20 protein-coding genes are annotated in these 22,139 nt (G+C 67.6%); 10 read left to right on the plus strand and 10 right to left on the minus strand.

Annotation, left to right across the window (positions count from 1 at the left end; translation table 11 throughout):
- Positions 1 to 4: 4 nt before the first annotated feature.
- The 4 genes from RBT42_RS05300 (at position 5) to RBT42_RS05315 (ending at position 5,230) form a co-directional block, all read left to right on the plus strand.
- The gene (locus RBT42_RS05300; RefSeq protein ID WP_320362830.1) at positions 5 to 1,981 is read left to right on the plus strand and encodes an acetyl/propionyl/methylcrotonyl-CoA carboxylase subunit alpha; all 1,977 of its coding nucleotides are present in this window, start codon (positions 5 to 7) and stop codon (positions 1,979 to 1,981) included.
- Complete coding sequence (locus tag RBT42_RS05305) at positions 1,978 to 2,880, plus strand: 3-keto-5-aminohexanoate cleavage protein (RefSeq protein WP_320362831.1); 903 nt, start codon at positions 1,978 to 1,980, stop codon at positions 2,878 to 2,880. Before RBT42_RS05300 ends, RBT42_RS05305 begins: the two co-directional genes overlap by 4 nt.
- An 89-nt stretch (positions 2,881 to 2,969) precedes the next feature.
- Positions 2,970 to 4,118, plus strand: coding sequence for a GGDEF domain-containing protein (locus RBT42_RS05310; protein WP_320362832.1), 1,149 nt, complete (start codon positions 2,970 to 2,972; stop codon positions 4,116 to 4,118).
- Complete coding sequence (locus RBT42_RS05315; RefSeq protein ID WP_320362833.1) at positions 4,115 to 5,230, plus strand: GGDEF domain-containing protein; 1,116 nt, start codon at positions 4,115 to 4,117, stop codon at positions 5,228 to 5,230. The genes RBT42_RS05310 and RBT42_RS05315 overlap by 4 nt, the downstream gene beginning before the upstream one ends.
- A gap of 49 nt (positions 5,231 to 5,279) precedes the next feature.
- Here RBT42_RS05315 and RBT42_RS05320 read toward each other — a convergent pair whose 3' ends face one another.
- From RBT42_RS05320 to RBT42_RS05350, 7 genes are all read right to left on the minus strand, one after another.
- A complete protein-coding gene (locus RBT42_RS05320) occupies positions 5,280 to 5,708 on the minus strand; it encodes a hypothetical protein (RefSeq protein WP_320362834.1) in 429 nt (142 codons plus the stop codon).
- A gap of 307 nt (positions 5,709 to 6,015) precedes the next feature.
- Positions 6,016 to 7,473 carry an NAD(P)(+) transhydrogenase (Re/Si-specific) subunit beta gene (locus tag RBT42_RS05325; RefSeq protein ID WP_320362835.1) on the minus strand — a complete coding sequence of 486 codons (1,458 nt, stop codon included), beginning with the start codon at positions 7,471 to 7,473 and terminating at the stop codon, positions 6,016 to 6,018.
- Entirely contained in the window at positions 7,474 to 7,779 is a 306-nt protein-coding gene (locus RBT42_RS05330; protein WP_320362837.1) for an NAD(P) transhydrogenase subunit alpha, read from the minus strand.
- 24 nt (positions 7,780 to 7,803) lie between these two features.
- Complete coding sequence (gene panD, locus RBT42_RS05335) at positions 7,804 to 8,169, minus strand: aspartate 1-decarboxylase (RefSeq protein WP_300158781.1); 366 nt, start codon at positions 8,167 to 8,169, stop codon at positions 7,804 to 7,806.
- Positions 8,170 to 8,203: 34 nt separating this feature from the next.
- The gene (locus tag RBT42_RS05340) at positions 8,204 to 9,319 is read right to left on the minus strand and encodes a Re/Si-specific NAD(P)(+) transhydrogenase subunit alpha (RefSeq protein ID WP_320362841.1); all 1,116 of its coding nucleotides are present in this window, start codon (positions 9,317 to 9,319) and stop codon (positions 8,204 to 8,206) included.
- Between the two features lie 216 nt (positions 9,320 to 9,535).
- A complete protein-coding gene (locus tag RBT42_RS05345) occupies positions 9,536 to 11,089 on the minus strand; it encodes a methyl-accepting chemotaxis protein (protein WP_320362843.1) in 1,554 nt (517 codons plus the stop codon).
- Entirely contained in the window at positions 11,086 to 13,182 is a 2,097-nt protein-coding gene (locus RBT42_RS05350) for a putative bifunctional diguanylate cyclase/phosphodiesterase (RefSeq protein ID WP_320362847.1), read from the minus strand. The genes RBT42_RS05345 and RBT42_RS05350 overlap by 4 nt, the downstream gene beginning before the upstream one ends.
- A gap of 365 nt (positions 13,183 to 13,547) precedes the next feature.
- Here RBT42_RS05350 and RBT42_RS05355 point away from each other — a divergent pair, with 365 nt between their 5' ends.
- The 5 genes from RBT42_RS05355 to RBT42_RS05375 all read left to right on the plus strand — a co-directional run bounded on the left by RBT42_RS05355 (position 13,548) and on the right by RBT42_RS05375 (position 17,525).
- Complete coding sequence (locus tag RBT42_RS05355; RefSeq protein WP_320362849.1) at positions 13,548 to 14,213, plus strand: TetR/AcrR family transcriptional regulator; 666 nt, start codon at positions 13,548 to 13,550, stop codon at positions 14,211 to 14,213.
- A 56-nt stretch (positions 14,214 to 14,269) separates the two neighbouring features.
- Entirely contained in the window at positions 14,270 to 14,824 is a 555-nt protein-coding gene (locus tag RBT42_RS05360; protein WP_320362850.1) for an NUDIX hydrolase, read from the plus strand.
- A gap of 18 nt (positions 14,825 to 14,842) precedes the next feature.
- A complete protein-coding gene (gene mnmA / locus RBT42_RS05365) occupies positions 14,843 to 15,976 on the plus strand; it encodes a tRNA 2-thiouridine(34) synthase MnmA (protein WP_320362852.1) in 1,134 nt (377 codons plus the stop codon).
- A complete protein-coding gene (locus RBT42_RS05370; RefSeq protein WP_320362854.1) occupies positions 15,973 to 16,446 on the plus strand; it encodes a PIN domain-containing protein in 474 nt (157 codons plus the stop codon). Before mnmA ends, RBT42_RS05370 begins: the two co-directional genes overlap by 4 nt.
- A 116-nt stretch (positions 16,447 to 16,562) precedes the next feature.
- Positions 16,563 to 17,525 carry a PaaI family thioesterase gene (locus RBT42_RS05375; protein ID WP_320362856.1) on the plus strand — a complete coding sequence of 321 codons (963 nt, stop codon included), beginning with the start codon at positions 16,563 to 16,565 and terminating at the stop codon, positions 17,523 to 17,525.
- A 19-nt stretch (positions 17,526 to 17,544) separates the two neighbouring features.
- Here the strand turns inward: RBT42_RS05375 and RBT42_RS05380 are convergent, their stop codons facing one another.
- From RBT42_RS05380 to RBT42_RS05390, 3 genes are read right to left on the minus strand one after another with little or no spacing between them, the layout of a single operon-like run.
- The gene (locus RBT42_RS05380; protein WP_320362857.1) at positions 17,545 to 18,336 is read right to left on the minus strand and encodes an SDR family oxidoreductase; all 792 of its coding nucleotides are present in this window, start codon (positions 18,334 to 18,336) and stop codon (positions 17,545 to 17,547) included.
- Positions 18,337 to 18,361: 25 nt separating this feature from the next.
- A complete protein-coding gene (glpD, locus tag RBT42_RS05385; RefSeq protein WP_320362859.1) occupies positions 18,362 to 19,972 on the minus strand; it encodes a glycerol-3-phosphate dehydrogenase in 1,611 nt (536 codons plus the stop codon).
- Positions 19,973 to 19,976: 4 nt separating this feature from the next.
- Entirely contained in the window at positions 19,977 to 21,164 is a 1,188-nt protein-coding gene (locus RBT42_RS05390) for a hypothetical protein (protein ID WP_320362861.1), read from the minus strand.
- Between the two features lie 184 nt (positions 21,165 to 21,348).
- On the opposite strand from RBT42_RS05390, the gene RBT42_RS05395 reads away from it, so the two are divergent.
- The gene (locus tag RBT42_RS05395) at positions 21,349 to 22,131 is read left to right on the plus strand and encodes a DeoR/GlpR family DNA-binding transcription regulator (protein WP_320362863.1); all 783 of its coding nucleotides are present in this window, start codon (positions 21,349 to 21,351) and stop codon (positions 22,129 to 22,131) included.
- The last annotated feature ends 8 nt before the right edge of the window (positions 22,132 to 22,139 follow it).

A 22,139-nucleotide genomic window follows, 5' to 3' on the forward strand; every position in this document is an offset into this window, starting at 1 on the left:
GTCCATGATCCACAAAATCCTGATTGCCAACCGCGGTGAAATCGCCTGCCGTGTCATCCGCACCGCTCGCAAGCTGGGCTACCGCACGGTGGCCGTCTACAGCGAAGCCGATGCCCAGGCCCCTCACGTCAACCTGGCCGACGAGGCCGTCTGCATCGGCCCGGCCCCGGCGGCCGAGTCCTATCTGAAGGCCGACGTGCTGCTGGCGGCCTGCCGCCAGACCGGCGCCAACGCCATCCACCCCGGCTACGGCTTCCTGTCGGAGAACGCTGCCTTCGCTCAGGCCTGTCGTGACGCCGGCGTCATCTTCATCGGCCCCTCGCCTGAAGCCATCCGCGTGATGGGCGACAAGGCCGGCGCCAAGCAGGAAATGATCAAGGCCGGTGTGCCCACCGCCCCTGGCTACCTGGGCGCCGACCAGAACGACGAGACCCTGATCGCCGAAGGCCAGCGCCTGGGCTACCCGCTGCTGGTCAAGGCTGTCAGCGGTGGCGGCGGGCGCGGCATGCGCCTGGTCCACCAGGACAGCGAACTGGCCCAGGCCATCGTCAGCGCGCGCCGCGAAGCGCAGAGCGCCTTTGGCGACGGCACGCTGATGCTGGAGCGCCTGATCCTCGACGGCCGCCACATCGAGATCCAGGTCTTCGCCGACAGCCACGGCAACGCCGTCTACATCGGCGAGCGCGACTGCACGGCCCAACGCCGTCGCCAGAAAGTGATCGAAGAGTCTCCGTCACCCGTGGTGAGCCCCGCCATGCGCGAGGCCATGGGCCGCGACGCGGTGCTGGCCGCCAAGGCGATCCACTACTGCGGCGCTGGCACCATCGAATACATCGTCGACCAGGACCTGAACTACTACTTCCTGGAGATGAACACCCGCCTGCAGGTCGAGCACCCGGTGACCGAGATGATCTCGGGCCTGGACCTGGTGGAGTGGCAACTGCGCGTGGCCTCGGGCCAGCCCCTGCCCCTCACGCAGGAGCAGATCACGCTGAGCGGCCACGCCATCGAGGCGCGTCTGTACACCGAAGACCCCTACGCCAACTTCGCCCCGCAGACCGGCCGCATCGCCTGGTGGCGCCCCGAGCAGGCGCTGTACGACGGCGTGCGCATCGACGACGGCATCCGTGAAGGCGGCGAGGTCAGCCCGCACTACGACCCGATGGTGGCCAAGCTCATCGTGCACGGCCGCGACCGCGACGACGCGATCCGCCGCCTGATCGCCACGCTGGACGACGCACCGCTGCTGGGCCTCAACCACAACGCCCGCTTCCTGCGTGACCTGGTGGACCACCCGCGCTTCCGCGCCGGCACCATGACCACCACGCTGATCGACCAGTGGCAAACCGATGGCGAGCCGCTGCTGCAGCGCCCTGCCGCCCCCGACACCGCCTGGCTGTTGGCTGCGGCCCTGCACGCCGTGCACCGTGAAGGCCATGCCACCGGCCTGCGTGCTGCCAGCGTACTGGCCTACGACGTGCCGCTGGCCTGCGGCAGCGACAAGCGCGCCCTGCGCGTGCAGCACGGCACGGGCCACACCTACCTGGTTCACCCCACGCCCACGGCCCCCGCCACACCGCTGCGCCTGCTCTCCCACGACGAAGCCACCGGCTGGTGCCGCTACGAACTGGACGGCGTGCAAAAGCGCGTCCGCGCCGTGTGGGTCGGGGAAGAACTGCACCTCGTGATCGAGGCGGCCACCCACATGTTCACCGAGGTCTCGGCCTGGCCCAACCAGGGCAGCGGCCAAGACCCCAGCCGCGGCCTCTCGCCCGTGGCCGGCACGGTGGCCCAGGTGCTGGTCAAGCCCGGTGACACCGTCACCGAAGGCCAGCCGCTGCTGAGCATCGAGGCCATGAAGATGGAAATGTGGCTTTCCGCGCAAGCCCCGGGCGTGATCAAGGCCGTGCATGCGGTCCCGGGCGAACAGGTGCAGGCCAAGGCCCTGCTGATCGACATCGAACTCACCAAGGACCAATGATGGACAAGGCCATTCTCACCTGCGCGCTCACCGGCGTGCTGACCGACCCCAAGCAACACCCGGTGCCCGTCACGGCCCAGGAAATGGCCGCCGCCGCGCGCGAGGCCTACAACGCGGGCGCATCCATCATGCACGTGCACCTGCGCCAGCAAGCCCCCGGCATGGGGCGCTTCCCCAGCTGGGACCCGGCTGTGGCCGCCGAGATCGACACTGCCATCCGCGAGGCCTGCCCGGACGTCATCATCAACCTGACGACTGGCGTGGTCGGCACCGACATCTCTGGCCCCGTGGCCTGCATCCGCGCGGTGCGCCCCGAGATCGCCGCCTGCAATGCCGGCAGCCTGAACTACCTGAAGATCAAGGACAACGGCGAATGGGCCTGGCCCCCGATGCTGTTCGACAACCAGGTCGACAAGGTCAAGGCCATGCTCGACGTGATGAACGAGACCGGCACCCGCGCCGAGTTCGAATGCTTTGACGTGGGCATCGTGCGCTCGGTGGGCATGTACAAGAAAGCCGGCATGACCGACCACCTGGAATACAACTTCGTGATGGGCGTGGCCTCTGGCATGCCGGTGGACGCCGACCTGCTCAAGCTGCTGGTCAAGTACCGCGAACCCGACACCATCTGGCAGACCACCCTGATCGGCCGTGAAGAGATCTGGGCCGTGCACCAGGCCACCGCCGACCTCGGCGGCATGCTGCGCACCGGCGTGGAAGACACCTTCTACCTGCCCGGCGGTGCCCGCACCACCGGCAACGGTCAGCTGATCGAGGCCCTGGCCCAGTGCGCGCGCAACGCCGGTCGCGCCATCGCCAGCCCGGCCGAAGCCCGTGCCCTGCTCGGCCTCATGCCGCGCAGCGCCCATGGCGCCTCATCGCCCCTCGTCTCCGCGTAAGGACATACCCCAGAACGGGTGCGACACCCGCATGCACCGGCTGAAACTGGCATCATCGGTACGCGTCCCCACGCTTCGTCAACCGGTTCATGGTGTCCACCCCCCTCCTCCCCTCCACCCCGAGCAAGACCTCACCGTCTTGGGCGCCCCCATCGGCGCCAGGGGGACAGGGCGGTCCGCAACAGGGCTTGGCGCGCCTGCACGTCACGGTGCTCCCGTACACCATCGGCATGCTGGCGGCGTATGCGGGTGCGGCCCTGCAGGCCGTGCCAATGTGGTCCGCTCACGCCTTGGCAACCTGGTGCATCGGGGGGCTGCTGCTCTTCTGGACCTTGCTGCGCAGCGGCCTGACCGCGAACTGGCGCGACCCCACGCTCATCTTCCCGCAGGTGCTGTTTGGCTGCGGCGCGGTGGTGCTGTCCTACGCCCTGATCGACGCCGCACGAGGCCTGGCCCTGCTCTGGCTGTGCCTGCTGATGCTGTTCGACATCCACCGGCTGACCACCCGCCAGCTGCTGCTCGCGTCCCTGGGCTCGCTCACGCTCATGACCCTGGCCACGCTGCTGCACGATCAACTGCACAGCACCCACATCGACCTGATCTCGGAGTGGATCAGCCTGGGCACCGGCGCCATCGTGATGCCCGTGATGTACCAGGTCTCCCTCAAGAGCTACCGCGTGCGCAGCGAGATGCTGGCGCAGCGCGCCACGCTGGCCCGCACGGTGGCCAATCTGGAACGCGCCTCCGCCCACGACGCGCTGACCGGCCTGTTCAATCGCCACCACATGCAGACCCTGCTCGACGAAGAAGTGCGCCGCCTGCGCCGCACCGAGCAGTCCTTCTGCCTGGCCATCCTCGACCTGGACCACTTCAAGCAGATCAACGACCAGCATGGGCATGCGGTGGGCGATGCCGTGCTCAAGGGCTTTGCCGAGGTGGCCCTGGCCGCCTTGCCCGCCACCGACCGGCTGGCCCGCTGGGGCGGCGAAGAGTTCCTGCTGCTGATGCCCGAAACGGGCCTGCCCACCGCGCAACAGCGCCTCGACGCCTTGCAGCAGCAGGTGCGCCAGCACAACTGGGCGGCCTTCGGTGAGGGCCTGACCGTGAGCTTCTCGGCCGGCTTGTGCGAACCCGGTGGACGCGTGCCCCTGCACCGCGACCTGGAACGGGCCGATCGCGCGCTGTACAAAGCCAAAGCCCAGGGCCGTGCGCGCACGGTGCTGGCCGACCGCACATGAGTGCCCCCACCCCGTCCTGGTCCGACCGCCTGCTGGGCACCGAGCCCCGCATGCGCGACCGCACCGTGATGAGCCTGCTGGGCAGCCTCGTCTACCTGGTGTGGTTCCTGGTCATGGTCACTTTCGCCATCCCGCAGCAGCGCATCAGCGCCGACCTCGGCCTGCTGTTTGCCGTGCTGATGGTGCCGGGCATCCTGGTGTTCTACCCGCTGGTGCGCAGCGGCTGGTCGCAGCGTTTTGCCGACCCGGGTCTGATCTCGGTGCAGATCCTGTGGGGCTGCCTGATCGCGGTCGTGGCCTACGCCACCGTCCCCACGGGCCGGGCCGCCCTGCTTCAGACCATGGGCCTGGCGCTGGTGTTCGGCTTCATGAGCCTGTCGCCGCGAGCTGCGCTGCGCACGGGCCTGATCCTCATCGGGATGCTGATGACGGTGCTTGCCATCGGCCACCTGTTCCCCCTGCCCGAGTTCCGCCCCACCGCCCAGACCGTCAAGCTGCTGGCCGCCGTGTTCATCATGGGCATGATCACCTTGCAGTCACGCAAGTTCGCGCTGCTGCGCGAGCGCGTGGCCCACGAGCGGCGCACGCTGGCCGAGGCCCAGCTCGCCCTGGAGCGCGTCACCCGGCACGACGCCCTCACCGGCCTGCTCAGCCGGCTCTATGGACAGGAGCGGCTGGACCAGGAGCACCAGCGTGCCTTGCTCAGCGGCCGCACCTTCGGCGTGGTGCTGATGGACCTGGACCACTTCAAGCAGATCAACGACCGGCACGGGCACCAGGTGGGCGACGAGGTGCTGGTGGCATTTGCCCAGGCCGCCCGCGAAGTCTTGCGCGACACCGACCTGATCGCCCGCTGGGGGGGCGAAGAGTTCCTCATCATCCTGCCGGACACCCACAAGGCTGGCAAGGCGCTGCAGGCCCTGGAGCGGCTGCAGGCCCGCCTGCGCACCACCGTCGTCTCCGAGACCGAGCCGGCACTGCGCATCAGCTTTTCGGCGGGCTATGCCCTGTGGCGCGCCCCCGAAGACGTGGACGTGCTGCTGCAACGGGCCGACCGCGCACTGTATGCGGCCAAGCACGCGGGGCGCAACCGCTGCGTCGAGGCCAACTGAGCCAAGCGGCACGGCGGCCGCGTCAGCCGCCTAACCTGGCTGTGCAGGCTCAGCCTGCCAGCCCCAGGGCGATCTGGGTCGACTGCGCCGCACTCTCGCCCTTGGCGCGCTGCACCTCGTCCACCAGGCGCACGGCCACCTCGCGCAGGTCGACCAGGGAACTGGCTTTCTCGATTTCCAGCGAAAAGTGATAGCCCTTGATCAGGCCCAGGTGGCGCTTGATCTGTGCGTTGAGCTGCTCATACAACTGGCCGTAGCTGAGTTCGCCTGCGGGCCCCGAGACCGGTGCCGACTCCGCGGGCGCGGTGGGTGCAGCGGTCGCAACGACCGCGTTGCTCTGTGCGGCAATGAGGCCGGCGTCCGACAAGGTCTGCAGGTCACCAAGCGTGGCCCCTTGCACCATCCCGAGCCACTCGACGGCGGGTCGGGCCGCATCGATGACAAACAGCAGATTGCGCGCCGTGCGCGAAAGCGGCAAAGACCGGCTCCGCAGCTCCTGTCGCCCCAGATCGGTCTTGGTGAAACACGCTCCCATCGTCCCTCCGTTTTGACTGCATTCACGTCGGCATGAACTGCCCCCAGCGCATGGCTGAATGGCGCAGAGAGGGATATTAGGCGACGACGCTCAGGGGAGGGCTATCGTTAGCCCTGCGTACAGATCGGGGCGGCGTTTGCCACACGCCAACACATGCTCGGCTCGGCGGCGTGGGGCACGCGCCCATGAAAAAGGCCGGTCCACAGACCGGCCTGATGGGGTGGGGGACAAAACGCCCCGCGCACCGTGCTTACTCGATGGCCTTGACCATGTCCTCGACCACCTTCTTGGCGTCGCCGAAGACCATCATGGTCTTGTCCATGTAGAACAGTTCGTTGTCCAGGCCGGCATAACCCGACGCCATCGAACGCTTGTTCACGATCACGGTCTTGGCCTTGTAGGCCTCGAGGATCGGCATGCCGTAGATCGGGCTGCCCTTGACGTGGGCGGCCGGGTTCACCACGTCGTTGGCGCCCAGCACGATGGCCACATCGGCCTGGCCGAATTCGCCATTGATGTCTTCCATTTCGAAGACCTGGTCGTAGGGCACTTCGGCTTCGGCCAGCAGCACGTTCATGTGACCGGGCATGCGGCCCGCCACCGGGTGGATCGCGTACTTGACCGTGATGCCCTTTTCGGTGAGCTTGGCGGCCAGTTCCTTGACGGCGTGCTGCGCACGCGCCACGGCCAGACCGTAACCGGGCACGATGACCACGGTTTCGGCATTGCCGAGCACGAAAGCGGCGTCGTCGGCCGAGCCGCTCTTGACCGGGCGTTGTGGCTGCGCGGCCCCACCGGCACCGGCGGCCGCGGCGTCACCGCCAAAGCCACCGAGGATCACGTTGAAGAACGAGCGGTTCATCGCCTTGCACATGATGTACGAGAGGATGGCACCGGACGAACCCACCAGCGAGCCGGCAATGATCAGCATGGAGTTGTTCAGCGAAAAGCCGATGCCGGCTGCGGCCCAGCCCGAGTAGCTGTTGAGCATCGAGACCACGACGGGCATGTCGGCGCCGCCGATGGGGATGATGATCAGGACACCCAGGATGAAGCTCAGCACCACCAGGGCCAAGAAGACGTCCATGCGCTGCGTGGCCATGAAGACGCCGATCAGGGCGATGGCCAGCAGACCCAGCACCAGGTTCAGCATGTGCTGACCCTTGAAGCTCACCGGCGCGCCCTGGAACAGGCGGAACTTGTACTTGCCGCTCAGCTTGCCGAAGGCAATGACCGAGCCCGAGAAGGTGATGGCACCGATGGCCGCGCCCAGCGCCAGCTCCAGCAGGTTGCCCACCGGGATGGGCGCCAGGGAGCCGTCGACCGGCTTGGCCACGATCTGGAAGGCATAGGGTTCGGCCACCACGGCGATGGCGATGAACACCGCCGCCAGACCGATCATGCTGTGCATGAAGGCGACCAGCTCGGGCATCTTCGTCATCTCGACGCGCTTGGCCATGATGGCGCCGGCGCCGCCGCCCACCACCAGGGCGCCCAGCACCCAGGCCAGACCTTCACCGAAGTTCACGCCCAACGTGGTCGCCTGACCATGGATCAGACCCACCGTGGTGAGCACGGCGATCGTCATGCCGACCATGCCGAACAGGTTGCCCCGGATCGAGGTGGTGGGGTGGCTCAAGCCCTTGAGCGCCTGGATGAAGCAGACCGAGGCGATCAGGTACAACAATGCAATCAGGTTCATGCTCATTTACTTGGCCCCCGCCTTCTTGTCTTTCTTCTTGAACATCTCGAGCATCCGACGTGTGACGAGGAAACCGCCAAACACGTTGACGGCTGCCAGCGCCACGGCCAGCACGCCCATGGACTTGCCCAAGGGGGTGACGGTCAGGGCGGCCGCCAGCATGGCGCCCACGATGACGATGGCCGACACCGCGTTGGTCACGGCCATCAGGGGGGTGTGCAGAGCAGGAGTCACCGTCCAGACCACGTGATAGCCCACATAAATGGCCAGCACGAAGATGCTGAGGTTGATGACGACATTGGAAACTTCCATCTCGGCCTCCGGGGTTGAGGGGGGTCAGGTGAACTTGCGGATTTCTTTGATGCCGTTGCGCTCGTCGAGCAACACGACCTTGGGCTTGTAGCTGGCCACTTCTTCCTCGTTCATCGGCGCATAGGTGCAGATGATGAGCAGGTCGCCGACATGGGCGCGACGGGCGGCCGCGCCATTGAGCGAGATCGTGCCCGTGCCACGCGGTGCCTTGATGATGTAGGTGGCAAAGCGCTCACCGTTGTTGACGTTGTAGAGCTCGATGTACTCGAACTCTTTCATGTCGGCCGCGTCCATCAGGTCTTCGTCGATGCCGCAGGACCCTTCATAGTCCAGGATGGCTTCGGTGACGGTGGCGCGGTGCAGCTTGGCACGCAGCATGTTGCGTTGCATGGTATTTACTCCTCAGGGCACAAAAGCCGCGTGCTCAGGCACGCAGCAACTGGCCATCACGACACATCAGGCAGGCCTTGACGATGTCGTCTTCCAGATCGACATGGAACTGGCCTTCCTTGTTGATGACCAGTTTCAAGAAATCGATCACGTTGCGGGCATACAGCGCAGAGGCGTCAGCGGCCACCAGCGCAGGCAGATTGGTTTCACCGACCAGGGTCACGCCGTGCTTGACCACGGTGCGGTTGGCTTCGGTCAGGGGGCAGTTGCCACCTTGGGCCGCGGCCAGGTCCACGATGACCGAGCCAGGCTTCATGGCCTTGACCATCTCCTCGGTGACCAGCACCGGGGCAGCGCGGCCGGGGATCAGGGCCGTGGTGATGACGATGTCGGCGGCGGCGACGCGCTTGGCGACTTCGGCCTTCTGGCGGTCCAGCCAGGACTGCGGCATTGGGCGGGCGTAACCGCCCACGCCTTCGGCGGCTTCCTTTTCTTCGGCCGTTTCATACGGCACGTCGATGAACTTGGCACCCAGCGACTCGACTTGCTCCTTCACCGAAGGGCGCACGTCGGACGCTTCGATGACCGCGCCCAGGCGCTTGGCCGTGGCAATGGCCTGCAGACCGGCGACGCCCACGCCCAGGATGACCACGCGGGCGGCCTTGACGGTGCCGGCGGCGGTCATCAGCATCGGGAAGATGCGCTGGTACTTGTCGGCGGCGATCATGACGGCCTTGTAGCCCGCCAGGTTGGCCTGCGAGGACAGCACGTCCATGCTTTGCGCACGGGTGGTACGGGGGGCGGCTTCCAGCGCAAAGGCCGTCAGCTTGCTGTCGGTCAGCGCCTGCAGGCCGTCCTTGTCAAAGGGGTTGAGCATGCCCACCAGCACGGCGCCCGGCTTCATCAGGGCGCGTTCGTCGGCATTGGGCGAGCGCACTTTCAGCACCATCTCGGCACCGAAGGCGCCGGCCGCATCGGTGATCTCGGCACCGGCGGCCACATAGGCCTCGTCGGTCACGCTGGCGGCCACGCCGGCTCCGGACTGCACACGAAGCGTATGGCCTTGGGCCTTGAGCTTCTTGACGGTCTCCGGGGTCACGGCCACGCGGCTTTCGCCAGCGGTGGTCTCCAAGGGTATGCCAATGAGCATACGGATCTCCTAGTGGGACAGATGAGGAACAGATGACAGGACGCCGGCCCGCAGGAGCCGTCGCCGCATGACACATGGAACCCGCCAGCATACACAATGTTGCTGACAGGATCGGGTTTGCGCGGGGTCAGGCCACGCACCAACAGGGTGCGTGTGTGCGGATGTCACACCCGAGTTTAAGGGTTAACGCGGATTAGCGCCCCTGGCCGGCCCAGATCAGCCCGTGCGACGGAAGGCGTAGATCGCCTCGGCCAGGCGGCCGGTGCGCTGGTGCAACTGGGCGGCGGCGTTGGCCGACTGCTCGACGAGGGCGGCGTTTTGCTGCGTCATCTGATCGAGCTGCGTCACCGCCTGGTTCATCTGGCCGATGCCGGCCGACTGGTCGTTGGATGCCGAGTGGATCTCGCCCACCAGCGTGTTGACCTGCTGCACCTGGGCGACGAGCTGGCCCATGGTCTGGCCGGCGCCTTCAGTGAGACTGGCCCCGGCTTCGATGCGCCCCACGCTGTCCTGGATCAGGGCCTTGATCTCGCGGGCCGCGCCGGCGCTGCGCTGCGCCAGGGCTCGCACCTCCCCGGCGACCACCGCAAAGCCACGCCCCTGCTCGCCCGCACGGGCGGCTTCCACGGCGGCGTTGAGCGCCAGGATGTTGGTCTGAAACGCAATCGAGTCGATGACGCCGATGATGTCGGCGATCTTGCTGGAGCTGCGCGAGATGTCGCCCATGGTGCTCACCACCTGCGAGACGACTTTCCCGCCGGATTCGGCCAAGGCACTGACCGCGCCCGTGCGTTCGGCCGCCTGACGAGCCGAATCGGCATTGTTCTGCACCGTCGCGCTCAGTTCGTCCATGGCGGCGGCGGTCTGCTCCAAGCTGGCGGCCGCTTCTTCGGTGCGGCTGCTCAGGTCGTGGTTGCCGTCGGCGATCTCGCTGGCGGCGTGCCGCAGGCCTTGCACCTGCACGTTCACGTCGTCGACCAGGGAGCGCAGGTTCAGCCCCGCCTGGTTCACGGCGCGCAACAGCATGGCGAGCTCATCGATGCGGTCGGGCCGGCGGTTCTTGTTGGGCTGGCCCGATGCGACCGCCAGGGCCTGCGTCATGATGATGCGGATGGGGCGCGCGATCTGGTATTCCAGCCAGGCGCTGGCCAGCACGGCCGAGCCCAGGGTGGCCGCCACCATGGCCGCACAGGCCGCCGGAGCGTCTACCACATACAGGGCGCAGGCGATGGCCGGCACCGTCATGAGCGCACAAGCCGAGCGGATGCGCCAGTTCACCGGCAGCACCTGGGGGAGCGAGCGCCAGGCCTGCCAGCCGCTGCGCACGATCAGGCCACGGTGAAAGCGCCAGCCCGACATCTCGCCGCGGCGGAAGCGGGCGTACAGGATCTCGGTGGCGGCCACCTCGTCGCGCGGCGGCTTGGTACGCACCGACATGTAGCCGACGACGCGGTCGCCCTCGCGCACCGGGGTGGCGTTGGCCCGCACCCAGTAGTAGTCGCCGTTCTTGCGGCGGTTTTTCACCAGACCCGACCAGGACAGCCCGGCCTTCAGGGTGGCCCACATGTCGGCAAAGGCCTCGGGCGGCATGTCCGGGTGGCGAACGATGTTGTGAAACGCCCCCAGCAACTCGTCCGGCTCAAAGCCACTGACCTCGATGAAGGCCGCGTTGGCGTAGGTCAGGCGGCTTTCCAGGTCGGTGGTGGACATCAGCGTGACGCCATCGGGCAGCACGTACTCGGTCTGGGTGACGGGCAGATTGGTTCTCATACAGACAGCGTGGAGGTGTTCGGACAGATGAGCGGGGGCTGGGCCAGCAGGTGCAGCACGTCCTGGGCCGGCATGGGCCGCCCCAGGTGGTAGCCCTGCATCAGATCGCAACGGTGGTGAGACAAGAACTGGCGTTGCGCCTCGGTCTCGACACCTTCGGCCACCACTTCCAGACCCAGCGAGTGCGCCATCTGGATGGCCGCCTTGCAGATGGCCTGGTCATCGGGGTTGTGCTCCATGTCCTTGACAAAGGAGCGGTCGAGCTTGATGCGCTGGATGGGCAGGGTCTTGAGGTAGGCCAGCGAGGAGTAGCCGGTGCCGAAGTCATCGACCGCCAGCGAGACCTGCAGCTCGCGCAGCTGCTTCATCAGCTCGATGCTGGCGCCGGGGTCGTGCATGGCCACCGCTTCGGTCAGCTCCAGCTCCAGGGCACCGGGGGGCATGTCGAAGCGCTCGGTGAGCTGGCGGATGCGCGCCAGCAGGCCGCGGTCGCGCAGCTGGATGGCCGAGAGGTTGACGGCCACGCGGATGTTGGCCCCGTACTGCGCCCGCCACTGCTGCCAGTGGCTGCAGGCCTCTTCGAGCACCCAGTCACCGATGGGCTGGATCAGGCCGGACTCTTCGGCCACCGGGATGAACTGGTCAGGCGGGATCCAGCGCCCCTCGGGGGTCTGCCAGCGCAGCAAGGCCTCGAAGCCGATCAAACGAGCCCCGTCGGACTGAAACTGGGGCTGGAAATGCAGGCTCAGCTCGCGGCGCACCAGAGCCAGACGCAGCTGGCTTTCCAGCTCGAAGCGCTCGCTCAGGCGGGCATTGAGCGCCTCGCTGAAGAAGCAGTGCGTGTTGCGCCCCCGGGCCTTGGCCTGGTACATCGCCGCGTCGGCGTGCCGCATCAGCTCGGAGGCGGTGGTGCCGTCCTTGGGATAGACGCTGATGCCCAGGCTGGCCGTGACATGCAGCTCGCGCCCCTGGATCAGCATAGGCGTGGCGATGCGCTCCAGCAGCTTGGTCGCAATGCGCGCGACGATGTCAGACGAGTCGATGCCGCCGAGCACCACCACGAACTCGTCGCCGCCCAGGCGCCCGACCACATCGCTGCTGCGCACGGCGTCGCGCAGGCGCTGCGCGCAGGTCTGCAGCAACTCGTCGCCCACGTGGTGGCCGAGCGAGTCGTTGATGGTCTTGAAGCGGTCCAGGTCGACAAACAGCAAGGCCAGTTGCCGACCCGCCTCGCGGACCCCTGCCAGGCGCTGCAGCAGCACGTCCTGCAGTTGCTCGCGGTTGGCCAGCCCGGTCAGGGTGTCATGCCAGGCGAGGTACTGGATGCGGTCGTGCGCTTCCTTGGTGGCCGAGATGTCGAACACCAGGCCACACAGGCGGCTGGGCAGCGCGCCCTCGGCCGGCAGGTAGTAGCCCCGCTCGCGGATCCAGCGCACCCGCCCTTCGCCGGTCAGCAAGCGGTACTCGACTTCGTAAGGGCGCTGCTCGGACACCAGAGTCCAGTAGGCGTCCTCCAGGGCCTCGCGGTCGTCGGCATGCAGCAGGCTGACATGCCCCCGGAAGGAGCGCGGCAACAGGGCTTCGGGCAGGCCGATGACCTGATCGGCGCCCGGGGTCCAGAGCATCTCGTCCGTGTCGAAATTGCACTCGAAGCTGGCCATGCGCGCCAGGCGCTGCGCTTCGGCGAGGCGGCGCTCGCTGGCCACCAGGGCGTCGCGCGCCCGGCGGCGCTCGGTGATGTCGGTCTGGATCGCGACGAAATGGGTCAACTGACCACACTCGTTGTGCACTGGCCGGATGTGCAGACTCACCCAATAAGGCTCGCCGTCCTTGCGATAGTTGACGAGTTCGACCCCGTTGATGGTCTCCCCGCGAGAGAGCGCCCGCGAGATCTCGCGCGCGCAGGTCACATCGGTGAGTGGCCCATGCAGCAGGCGGCCAGGTTTGAGGCCGCGCACCTCGTCGAGGGTCCACCCGGTCACCCGCGTGTAGGCCGCATTGACATACTCGATGCGGCGCAGCGCGTCGGTGATCACGACCATGTTGCTGGAATGTTCGACCACCAGCCGATATCGCTGGAGCTCGTCGAGCACCCCCTCATTCATTTCGGCAGCGATGGCCGGCCTCAGTCTGTCCACCCTGTACACCCAATATTTGGAGCACCGCTGCGGGCGCATCGCACTTGACTTACTCCGAACCGTTATCGGAACACAACTTATCGCGTACTGTACGCGTACAAGTTGACAATTTGCTGACTCGAAAGACCGGCATATGCCTTATTGCACCGGGTGAGTTTTTCGGATACAGACCGAATCCCCCAGGATGGAAAGACTGTAATAACCCGCATCCCTTCGGGATATTGCGTCACGGACTTGGTGAGCGTGAGGCGCACGACTAAGATGCGCTCGACCTCGTTCGGCGAATGACCCCTGGTCGGTCGCTTTTCCTGCTGCGATCCATGCTGTCCGACCAAGCCTCCCCGCCGTCTTCGCCCAAACGACGCATCACCGTTGCCGCCCGCGAACAGTTTCGCGAGGAACTGGTGGACATCGCGCGCCGGATTTTCCTGAGCGAGGGGTATGCCGCCGTCACGATCCGGCGCATCACGGCCGAAGCCGGCGTCACGCCGATGGCGTTTTACTGGTATTTCGACTGCAAGGACGCCCTGCTGACCGTCATCTGGGACGAGATCATCGGCGAGGTGGCGCAGGCGTGCCAGCGCCAGAGCGAAGCCGCCCCGCCCGCCGAACGCTTGCAGACGTACTTTCACGCCATGCTGGACTACTGGCTGACGCACCCGGATTACTTCCGCTTCATCTTCCTGGGTGAAAGCCCGAATGTGGACATGGTGCACCTGCGTCAGCAGTTGCAGGATTTGCCCGGCACCCAGCAGGTGTACCGCGACCTGCACGCGCTGCTGCGCGCCAACGCGCCGGCCGTCGATAACCTGGACACCGCCTGCATCCGCATCCGCACCTTGCTGATTTACCGCCTGTTCGGCTTTCTGCACAGCGTCATCGGCATGCGCCATCCCGATGCCGCGCAACTGGCCCGTCTGCGTGACTGGGTCCAAACCGACCTGAAACATACCCTGATTCGTTGGCAACAAGGCGCCGAGTTCTGATTGCGTCACAGAAACGTCAAACTCCTCAGAACGAATTGGCGGATAATGCTCGGCTCATGAACACCGCCGATCTGTTGCAGGCCAGTTTGTCGGCCGACCTCACGCCCGCTCCCAAAGTGCGCTGGAAGCCCAACGTCACCGTGGCGGCGCTCATCGAGCATGACGGCCGCTTTTTGCTGGTCGAGGAAGAAACCTCTGACGGCCTGCTGCTCAATAACCCGGCGGGCCACCTCGACCCGGGTGAGTCGCCCATCGAGGGCGTGATCCGTGAGACCCGGGAAGAAACCGCGCGGGCCTTCACACCAGAAGGCTTTGTCGGCGTGTACATGTCGCGCTTCCGGAGCACTCGCACGGGCGAGGACATCACTTACCTGCGCATGGCGTTCTGCGGCTCGGTGAGCGACGTCAACCCGGCGCTGCAACTCGACGAAGGCATTGTGCGCACCGTGTGGCTGACGGCCGATGAGATCCGCGCCTGCCCCGAGCGCCACCGCAGCCCCTTGCTGCTGGAATGCCTGGAAAGCTACCTGGCCGGCCAGCGCTACCCGCTCGACATCTTGACCGTGCACGAGTCGGTGTTTGCCGCGCCGTCGTACCATCGGGCCTCCTGAGCTTTTTTCTGATCTGACATGCAACAGAGGCAACGCGTCGTCGTGGGCCTGAGTGGCGGCGTGGACTCGGCCGTCAGCGCCTGGCTGCTCAAGCAGCAGGGCCACGAGGTCATCGGCATCTTCATGAAGAACTGGGAAGATGACGACGACAGCGAGTACTGCTCCAGCCGTCAGGATTTCCTGGATGCGGCCTCGGTGGCCGACGTGATCGGCATCGAGATCGAGCACGTCAACTTCGCGGCCGACTACAAGGACCGCGTGTTCGCCGAGTTCCTGCGCGAGTACCAGGCCGGGCGCACGCCCAACCCGGATGTGCTCTGTAACGCGGAGATCAAGTTCAAGGCCTTCCTGGACCACGCGATGCGCCTGGGTGCCGAGAAGATCGCCACGGGCCACTACGCCCGGGTGCGCGCGGTGGCCGATGCCTCGTACGAAGGCGGCCAGCGCTATGAACTGCTCAAGGGCCTGGACCCGCTCAAGGACCAGAGCTACTTCCTGCACCGCCTGAACCAGGCGCAGCTGAGCAAGACGATGTTCCCGGTGGGCGAGCTGCCCAAGACCGAGGTGCGCCGCATTGCCGACGAGATCAAGCTGCCCAACGCCAAGAAGAAGGATTCGACCGGGATCTGCTTCATTGGCGAGCGGCCGTTTCGCGAATTCCTCAACCGCTACCTGTCGAACGAGCCCGGCCCGATCAAGGACGACCGCGGCCGCAAGCTGGGCGAACACGTGGGCCTGAGCTTTTACACGCTGGGCCAGCGCAAGGGCATCGGCATTGGCGGCGTGAAAGACAAGGGCGCACCACGCGGTGGTGGCGAGCACGAGCCCTGGTTCGTCGCCCGCAAGGACATGGCCACCAACACCTTGTACGTGGTGCAGGGTCACGACCACCCCTGGCTGTTGCAACACACGCTGGTGGCCGACGACCTGAGCTGGGTCGATGGCCGGGGGCCAGCGGTCGCACAGGCGGGCGTGGGCGCCAAGACCCGCTATCGCCAGGCCGATGCGCCCTGCGAGGTGACGGCGGTCAGCGCCAGCGAGATCGCGCTGCGCTTTCCTGACGCGCAATGGGCGGTCACGCCGGGTCAGTCGGCCGTGCTGTACCAGGGCGAGGTCTGCCTGGGCGGCGGCGTGATCGCGCGGGCCGAATGAGCGAGGCCGACGCGACGACGCCCGCCAGCGACGTCCCCATCGTCATCCTCGACACCAATGCCCTGCTGGACTGGCGGGTGTTCAAGGACCCGACCGCCCATCCCATCGCCGAGGCCATCCTGGCGGGCCGCCTGCGCTGGCTGGCCTGCCCGTCGATGGAAAAGGAATGGCACCAGGTGTGGCCGCGCAGCTACCTCAAACCCTGGCAGCCCGACCCGATGCTGACACTGACAGTGTTCCAGCACGCCACCTTTGTGGACGAGCCCCCGCCCTGCGGCCTGCGCTGCAAGGACCCGGACGACCAGGTCTTCATCGACCTGGCCATGCAGGTGGGCGCACGCTGGCTGTTCAGCAAGGACGCGGCGCTGCTCAAACTGAACAAGCGCGCGGTGCGCCTCAAAGGCGTACAGGTGCTGCGCCTGACGGACTGGGCGGGCCTGAGCGACGTGGACGCCGAACTGTCGGCTTGACGACGATTGTCCGCAATGCCACAGTGACAGCGGCCTGCCCGGCTGAGGCGGGCGACGCACACGGGCCGGCGCGGAGAGACAATCACGCCTTCCGCGCATTTCGACGGGTTGTGACCATGAGCATCTTCAGCAGCGATTCCCGCACCAACTGGGCCCAGGCTTTCATTTCGGGCATTCCGTATGCCGCCTTCTCCGGCATGCACGTGGTGGAGGTCGGTAAGGGCTTTGTCACTCTGCTGCTGCCCGCCCGCGCCACGTGGACGGGTGACACCCAGCGCAACCTGATCCACGCGGGCTGCCTGAGCGTGCTGGCCGACACGGCCTGCGGCCTGGCGGTGGGCAGCGCGATGGACGAGATGGAGCCCTTCGCCACGCTCGACCTGCGCATGGACTACCTGCGTCCGCCCGTGGCCAATGTGAACGTGACCTGCCGCGCCGAATGCCATCGCCTGTCGCGCAGCGTGGCCTTTGTGCGGGGGGAGCTGTTCCAGCTGGGACAGTCCGAGCCCGTGGCCACGGTGAACGCCACCTTCATGCGCGGCACCGCCAGCACCCGCAAGGCCCCACCCGCCCAGCAGCCGACACCGGTCGAGGCGGCCTCCCACCTGGTCTCGCCCACCAGCCTGGACACCAGCCACCACATCCGCAGCACCCCGGCCGAAACGCCCGAGACCCCGGCGCGCACGGGCGCGCGCTCGCCCTATGTGGACTTTCTGGCGATTCACCAGCAGGCCCAGGTGGACGCCGGGCCGGTGTTCCGCCTGCCCTTCAAGCACGAACTGATCGGCAACCCGATGCTGCCGGCCCTGCACGGCGGCGTGCTGGCGGGCTTTGGCGAAACGGCCATGATCCTGCACCTGATGGACACGGTGCCCGGCATCCCGGATGCCCCGCGCAGCGTGGACTTCGCGATCGCCTACCTGCGCTCGGCCAAGCCGGTGGACACCTACGCGCAGTGCACCACGGTGCGCCAGGGCAACCGCGTGGCGCTGGCCCAGGTCTCGATCTGGCAGGACGATCCGCAGCGCCCGGTGGCCAATGCGCGCGGCCACTTCCTGATGCCGCGCGAAGAGGGCTGAAGCGCCGCAGCGGTCGGCTTCAGTAGCCGGCCATGCGAGCGGTCACCAAGCGGTTCATGAAGCCAGGCGACAGCTTGGACAGCAGCGCGAACAGCTTGGTCTGCCAGCCCACGAACGAATGCACAGGCAAACCAGCTGACGGTGCCGTGGCCAGCCGCCAGACGGTGGCCGCGACATCGTCCGGCCCCAGGCGCACGCCCAGGGTGGCCACGGTTTTCATGCGGCTGACCTCGTTGGCGACCATGGCGGTGTTGACGAACAGCGGCAGCACATCGACCACGCGGATGCCGTGGCGACGCCATTCGATGTCCAGCGCCTCGGTGAGGCTGCGCACCGCCGCCTTGCTGGCCGCGTAGGTGCTCAGTTCGGGCTGTCCATAGAGCGCCGAGGCCGAACACATGTTGATGACGCGGCTGCCCGGCGTGCGCTGCAGCAGCGCAAAGGCCAGATGGCAGCCGTTGACCACGCCGGTGAGGTTGATGTCGAGCAGGCGGTGGTGGCGCGTAAGGTCGGCCTCTTCAAAGGGCCGGGTGACGGCGATGCCGGCGTTGTTGAAGAGCACGTCCAGGCGCCCCCCGGTGCATTGCGCAAAGTCGGTGAGTGCGGCCCGCCAGTCGTCGGCCGAGCTGACGTCGAGGCGAGCCGCCATACAGCGCTCGGGCCCCCAATGCTGCTGCAGTGCCGCCAACCCAAGCTCGTCCACGTCGCACAGCCCGACAAACCAGCCCGCCTGCAGGAAGCGCTCCGCCACGGCACGGCCGATGCCTGCGGCAGCGCCGGTGACGAACAAGGTACGCGCAGAAGATGACATGCCAAACTCCGGTAGTGGGTGGGCCTCAGCCCTGGGCCTGAGCCGCCAGCCAGTCGGCCACGGCTTGACGTTGCGCCGGGCTGTAGCGCAGTCCCAGCTTGCTGCGTCGCCACAGCACGTCGTCGGCGGTTTGCGCCCATTCGTGGCGGCGCAGGTAGAACAGCTCGGCCTCGTACAGGTCGGGCGCGATCTCGGCGCCCAGGTCGGCGCGGGTGTGCACGCCATCGAGCAAGAGGCTGACCCGGCTGCCGTAGGCACGGCTCCAGCGGCGCACCAGACCGAGGTCCATCCAAGGATGGCGCTGGCGCAGGCGCGCCTGAAACGCTGTCATCTGCGCCACCGGTGAAGCCGGGATCAGGGCCGTGTCGCTGCCGGACTGCAGCAGCCCCCCAGGCAGCAGGGCCTCGGTGGTCCAGCGCGTGCGCGGGTCACCCAGCAGGGTGCCGAGGCGGTCGGCCGCCTGCTCGGACAGCACGCGGAAGGTGGTGAGCTTGCCGCCCCACACGGTCAGCCAGGGGGCCGGTTGGGTCTGCGCCTCCAGACGGTAGTCGCGCGTGACGGAGGCGGCGGCACCGTGGGCATCGTCGAGCAAGGGGCGCACGCCGGCAAAGCGCCACACCACGTCCTCGGGGGTGACCGGGCGGCGCAGGTAGCGGCCCACGGCGGCGCACAGGTAGCGCACCTCGTCCTCGCTCACGGTCACGTCGCCCGGGTCGCCGGTGTGGTCCACGTCGGTGGTACCGATCAGGGTGAAATCGCGCTCATAGGGGATGGCGAACACGACGCGGCGGTCTTCACCTTGCAGGAGGTAGGCGTGGTCGTGCTCGAACAGACGGGGCACAACGATGTGGCTGCCCTTGACCAGGCGCAGATGCGCAGCCCGGGCCCCTTGTCGGCCCCCGCTCGCTGCCGCGGGCACGCCCATGTCACGGCGCAGCAGCTGCTCGGCCCAGGGGCCAGCGGCGTTGACCACGGCGCGGGCCTGCACGGTCAGGGTGCGGGTGGCTCGGTCGGTGAGGGCATCGCGTCGCACCAGGGTGGCACGCCAGCCACCGCCATAGGCGTGCAGCGCTTCGCAGCGGGTACGCGGCAGGATCTGGGCGCCCTGATCCGCCGCATCCAGGGCGCACAGCAGCACCAGGCGGGCGTCGTCCACCCAGCCATCGGTGTAGACAAAGCCCTGGCGCCACTGGCGCTGCAACGGCTGGCCCAAGGGGCTGTCGCTCAGGTCCACGGCCCGGCTGCCCGAGAGGAAGTCGCGGGGGGCCAGGTGGTCGTAGAACCACAGGCCCAGGCGGACCAGCCAGGCTGGGCGCGTGCGCGGGTCGTGCGGCAGCACGAAGGACAGAGGCCGCATGATGTGCGGGGCCGAACGCAGCAGGCGCTCGCGCTCCATCAGGGCCTTGCGCACCAGGCCGAAGGCGCCATGCTCCAGGTAGCGCAGGCCGCCATGGATCAGCTTGGTCGAGGCCGATGAGGTGTGGCTGCCCAGATCGTCCTGCTCGCACAGCAGCACGCGCCAGCCGCGGCCGGCCAGGTCGCGGGCGATGCCCGCCCCGTTGATGCCACCGCCCACGACCAGCACATCACAGTGATGGTCGGCCTCGGGCAAGGGCGACGGCACGCGCTCGCTCATCGGCTCAGCGATCGGATGGCGGCCACCAGGCGCGGGCCTGCTCCTGCCGGCGCAGGCGCAGCAAGAGGTAGCCGCTGAACAGCAAGGACAGCGCGGCCACGCCCGAGACCGCCAGCAGCCAGACGGGGTGACGCGCATCGCTCAGGGCGAGCGGACGCTGCAGCCCCACCCCGGCCGCCGAAGCCTGGGCCTGTGCGGCATCCAGGCGCAGCTGCGTGATCAGCTTTTCCATCTCGTCCAGGCGCTGACGGTCCTGGGCCATCTGGGCCTGCAGGCGATCCAGATCGGAGCCCGCCTGGGAGGTGACCAGATTGGGCTGCCCCCCGGACGCAGCCTCGCTGACGCCGGCCCCCGGCAAGGGCGCCGCCACGGGGATGACGACCGGGTCGAGCACCAGGCGCGACACCGGTGCCGGCTTGGGCGCAGGTGGCGGCTTGCGCAGCACGACCGACGAGGCCTTGGGGGCCGGTGCAGCAGGGGCAGGCTTGACGGCGGGCGTGGGCACCGATGCGGGCACGGCGGCCGGCGGCGGCGCGGGCACGGGTTCGGCCACTTGCACCGCTTGCGGTGGTGGCGCGGGCGGGGTGGGCTGAGCCTGAGGACGGGGCGCCGGGACCTTGGACGGACGGCGCACCGGCACCGGTCGCGTCGCACGCGGCAGCCCCTCGGGCTCACGCGCCGCCGAGGACCGGGCGTTCGACGACCGGGGCGATGTCGTCGCTGGCAGCGCGCCGGCGTCACCACCAGCGCGCGCACCGTCGCCGTCGCTCGACACCGAGGTGGTGGCCGGACTCAGCACCACGGTGGGCACGAACTCGGGCGGGCTGGCGAACACGGTGAACTTGCGCGACAGGCGGGCGTCGCAGCCATAGCTGATCGTCACATCGATGAGGGGCTCGTTGATCGGCTGGATGGCGCGCACGGTCATCACCCGGTGGCGACCGCTCTGGGGCGAGATACCCAGAATCACCTTGCCCGCATCCAGGCGGCTTTCGCCATAAAACACCTCGGCCTGCGGGCAGCCGTCGTCGACGTCCTCGCCCTGCGCCAACTCCAGCGGGATGCTCATGCGCAAGGACTCACCCAGCACCGCCCGGCTGTTCGGCACGCCCAGGCCCAGTGCGTGCGCACCGCCGGAGGCCAGCGTCATGACCGCAGCGGCCACCGCGGAAACCTGCTTCCACTGCTTCATCTTGTCTCGGACCCTGCTGTAACGAGGTGTGTTTCACTCTAGCACGAAGGGCTGCGCACAGACAGTCGCGCAAATCCGGTGATCGCATGAGCGCGACAGCTGACGCGCTTGGCATCTTTTATGTTGCAATCACTTCGTTGCCACCGTTGCGGTGCACCGCCGTGCCCGCCCTGGAGATCCCACCATGCCCCCCACTTCCCCCTGGAGTCCCAACCCACGTCAGCAAGCCTTGCTCGATGAAGTGCGGGCGCGGGGGGCCGTGTCGGTCGAGCGCCTGGCGCAGCGCCTGGACGTGACGATGCAGACGGTGCGCCGCGATGTGCAGCGCCTGGCCGATGCCGGCCTGCTGCTGCGCTTTCATGGCGGCGTGAGCCTGCCGCGTGAAGCGCCCACCGTGGCCGCCTGGAAAGAGCGCCAGGCCGTGCAGGCCGACGCCAAGGCCCGCATCGCCCGCTCGGTGGCCGCGGCCATTCCCGACGGCAGCAGCCTGATGATGGGCGTGGGCACCACGGTCGAAGCCGTGGCGCGCGAGTTGCTGCACAAGAAAGGCCTGCAGGTCATTACCGACAACCTGCATGTGGCCGGCCTGCTCAGCGAGCACCCCGACTGCAAGGTGCACGTGGCCGGTGGGATGCTGCGCGGTCGCGACAGCGCGCTCGAAGGCGACAGTACCGTGGCCTACCTGCAGCAGTTCAAGGTGGACCTCTGCATCGTGACGGCGCTGGGCATCGACCCCGACGGCACCCTGCGCGACCGCGACCTGCGCGAGCTGCCCGCCGCCCAGGCCATGCTGGCGCAAGCGCGCGAGGCCTGGCTGGTGGCCGACGTCAGCAAGTTCAGCCAACCGGCACTGGCCAAGGTGGGCCACCTCAAGGACATGAAGCGCGTGTTCACCGAAGCCCTGCCCCCTGCCCCCTTCCCTGCTTTGCTGCACGAATGGGATGTGGCCCTGACCATTGCCTCCTGACCATCGCC

This window comes from Aquabacterium sp., from assembly GCF_034003525.1.
In the GTDB taxonomy this organism is placed as follows: Bacteria; Pseudomonadota; Gammaproteobacteria; order Burkholderiales; family Burkholderiaceae_C; genus Aquabacterium.